Annotated in this window: 4 protein-coding genes; 1 reads left to right on the forward strand and 3 read right to left on the reverse strand. The window is 67.6% G+C overall.

Features of this window, described 5'->3' with window-relative positions:
• Nucleotides 1–467 (reverse strand): FAD-dependent oxidoreductase (locus AC27KI_RS21390; protein WP_487115719.1); only part of this gene is annotated, 467 nt, incomplete at its 3' end.
• Nucleotides 468–475: 8 nt separating this feature from the next.
• On the reverse strand, nucleotides 476–1,600 hold the full coding sequence (locus tag AC27KI_RS21395; protein ID WP_284402889.1) for a sterol desaturase family protein: 1,125 nt from the start codon (nucleotides 1,598–1,600) through the stop codon (nucleotides 476–478).
• Between the two features lie 119 nt (nucleotides 1,601–1,719).
• Between AC27KI_RS21395 and AC27KI_RS21400 the strand changes: the two genes are divergently transcribed.
• Entirely contained in the window at nucleotides 1,720–2,220 is a 501-nt protein-coding gene (locus tag AC27KI_RS21400; RefSeq protein ID WP_284402939.1) for an acyl-CoA thioesterase, read from the forward strand.
• Nucleotides 2,221–2,493: 273 nt separating this feature from the next.
• On the opposite strand, the gene AC27KI_RS21405 is transcribed toward AC27KI_RS21400, so the two are convergent.
• The coding region (locus AC27KI_RS21405; protein ID WP_487091236.1) for a hypothetical protein at nucleotides 2,494–3,278 on the reverse strand (785 nt) is incomplete at its 5' end.

Consider the following 3,278-nt stretch of genomic DNA (forward strand, 5'->3'; position numbering starts at 1 on the left):
GCCCTAGTGGAATCTGCGCTGGAGGCCGAAAAGACCACATTTTTCACCCGGCACGGCTGCAAGCGCTGCACGCCGCCCGCAGCGCATTCGGCCAGCAGCATCTGGATGATGTCCTCCGCCGAGCGGTCGGCGAAGAGCTGGCCCTTGTGCTTTTCGTGGTGGGCGATGCCGTGCCGGTCCATCAGCGCGATGAAGTCGGCCGGCGTGTAGCGCGACAGCGCCGAGCGGCAGAACTGCGGGTTCTGCCCCACGAAGTGCTTGTGCGGTGCGGCCGGGTCCAGGTCGCGGTTGGTGAAGTTGCAGCGCCCGCCACCCGAGATGCGGATCTTCTCGGCCACTTTTTCGGCGTGGTCGATCAGCAGCACCGAGAGGCCGCGCTGCCCCGCCTGCGCGGCGCAGAACAGGCCCGCCGCGCCGGCGCCGATGACGACGGCGTCGAACCGCCGCGCGGTGTCCGCCGTGTTCATGGAAGCCACTAGCCCTTCCACGTGAACGGGAACTTGAGCTGCTTCATGAACCCGTTGGGCACGTAGTCGCCCAGCACGCCGTAGTGCTCGGGCCAGAGCTTGGTGCTCTTGACCGCCGTGCCGAAGGCGTAGTCGATGAAGGCGAAGTGCGCCGCGTAGTTCTTGTCCAGCGCCTCCTGGTCCTGGCTGTGGTGCCAGTGGTGGAAGTTGGGCGTGACGATCAGGTAGCGCAGCGGCCCCAGGCGCACGCTCACGTTGGCGTGGTTGAACACCGCCTGGAAGCCCACGATCACGATGTACGCGTCGATCACCTCCTTGGAAAAGCCCAGCACGTAGATCGGTGCCAGCACCAGCGTGCGCGTGATCAGCAGCTCCAGGATGTGCTGGCGAGAGCCGGCCATCCAGTCCATGCTTTTCACGCTGTGGTGCACCGCGTGCAGGCGCCACAGCACCGGCACCTCGTGGTAGGCCCGGTGCGTCCAGTACTGCACCAGGTCGGCCACCAGGATGATGAGGAACAGCGCCACCCAGAAGTTCAGCCCCTGCACCCAGCCGCGGACGCCGTCGCTCGCGGCCCAGCCGAAGAACTTGTGCACCAGCAGGTTGGTGGCCAGCAGCACGAAGCCCACCACCATGTGGTTCACGATGAAGTGGTGGAAATCGGTCTGCCACTCGGCGCGGAACACCGGCTGGTCGCGCCGCAGGGCGAACAGCTTTTCGATGAAGATGAAGATCAGCGCGCTGCCCAGCAGGTCGAGGATGAACCAGTCCAGGCCGATGTAGGGCGTGTTGTCCGCGAAGTCGTTCACCGGCACCTTGTGCCCGCCCAGCAGCGCGGTGGACACCACCAGCAGGAAGGCCGCCGCCGACAGCCAGCGCGAGCGGTTGAACAGCATGTTGACGAGCGAGATGCCGCCCGCCGCCACCAGCGCGGCCAGCATGATCATGCGAATCACGTCCACGTTGTAGCTCTTGCGCAGCTCCGGCGTGGTGAGGTATTGCGGGAAGTGGAAGGCCAGCACCCCCAGCATGCACAGGATGGCCAGCGACAGGGCGATGACGCCCGAGACCAGGCCGCGGCCGGTGCGCAGTTCGCCATGGCTGGCGGTGAGTTCGTTGAGTTTGTCGAGCATTTTTTCTCCGGGCGGGAACGCCGGGCGCGAGTGTAGCGAAGCCGCATCACCGGCCCGATCCGCGCCACGCAAGGCCCGTGCCGCAGGCCCTCGCGCTTCTAAAATCGCGCGCCATGACGATCAACCTTCCGGCCAACCAGCTCAGCATGACCGTGCTGATGTCCCCCGACATGGCCAACTTCTCGGGCAACGTGCACGGCGGCGCGGTGCTGCGGCTGCTGGACCAAGTGGCCTACGCCTGCGCCACGCGCTACTCGGGCTGCTACGCCGTCACGCTCAGCGTGGACCAGGTCACCTTCCTGCAGCCGATCCACGTGGGCGAGCTGGTCACCTTCCTGGCCTGCGTGAACTACACCGGCAACTCGTCGATGGAAGTGGGCATCAAGGTGGTGGCCGAGAACATCCGCACCCAGGTGGTGCGCCACGTGAACAGCTGCTTTTTCACCATGGTGGCCGTGGACGAGGACCGCAAGCCCGTCGCCGTGCCGCCCCTGTCGCCCTCCACCGCCGACGAGCGCCGCCGCTGGGAGGCCGCGCTGCTGCGCAAGGCCCTGCGCAAGGAGCAGGCCGAGCGCTTCGAGCAGGTGCGGCTGGCGGCGGCAGGGCCGGCCGGCCTGTAGGAGACGTCAGAGACGTAGAGACGCGGTGGCCGTGCGCCGGGGCGCACACGGCTTCGCATGGTGGCTTGCCCCGGTCGGGCCTGCCGCCCACCATGCTCCCCCACCGCCCGCCCGAAGGCGGGGCGCCAGAGGGAGCGAGCCATGGAAACGACCGACCGGGCCGCTTCCCGCCAGAGCCTCGGACACCCGCTGCGAGGCCGGCGCGAGTGGCGGGGCTGGACCGCCTGCCCGTGGGGGGGGCCATCCGCCTTGGCCCATCCGCCGCATCGCGCGTCAACGCGGATCGAAACGGATCCAGGGTGTCGCCACATCGGGGTTCGGGTTGACCACCCACCAGTGGGCGTACACGCTGACCCCCATCTCGTTGGCGAGCGATTGCGCCAGGCTGAACCGCCCCGGCATGCCGGCGAAGCAGGTGACGAGCTTGATGGGCTGGTTCGTTCCGGTGGCACCATAGCCTTCCTGCCTGAGGAAGGCTGCCAGCGTCTGGGCGGACACAGGGCGGTTGATGGGTGTGCCGTTGGGTGCGGTCCACTCCACCATCGCGCTGCCGGCAATGCCGTGGGTCGCCACCACGTCCACGCTGGTGCCGTTGATGGTGGTGAGGTTCTGCTCGAACGTGGCGCGCTGCACAGGATCCAGGTGGGTCCAGGTATTTTCCATGGACTGGGTGACAGGGTCGTTGGGCATCAGGATCCGTACTTTTCCCCTCAGCATCCCGTCCCCGGCGTTTCTCGGAAAATTGGGATTGGCCGCCGGGTCCGGGAAGGACGGGATCTGCGTGTGCTCCGTGAGCGGTGTCGGGTTGACCCCCAGCGATTTGCCGCCGGTGAAAAAGGTCAGGTGCGCACCTGCCGCCATGAGTCCCGCCCCGCCGCCCGCGATGCCGCCAATGGCGATGTTCAGCAACGTGGCGCGGCTGAAGAAGGGCTGCCCGGACATGTAGGCGGAAACACCGGAGCCGCCGCGGCCCCCGCCACGCCACCGGAAATGCCGGACACCACCGAGATCGATATCGTGGTGGCCGCCTTGCCGGCGCCGACGGCCAGCGCGGCGCG

The sequence above is a fragment of the Acidovorax sp. KPB24-03 genome (assembly GCF_057546605.1).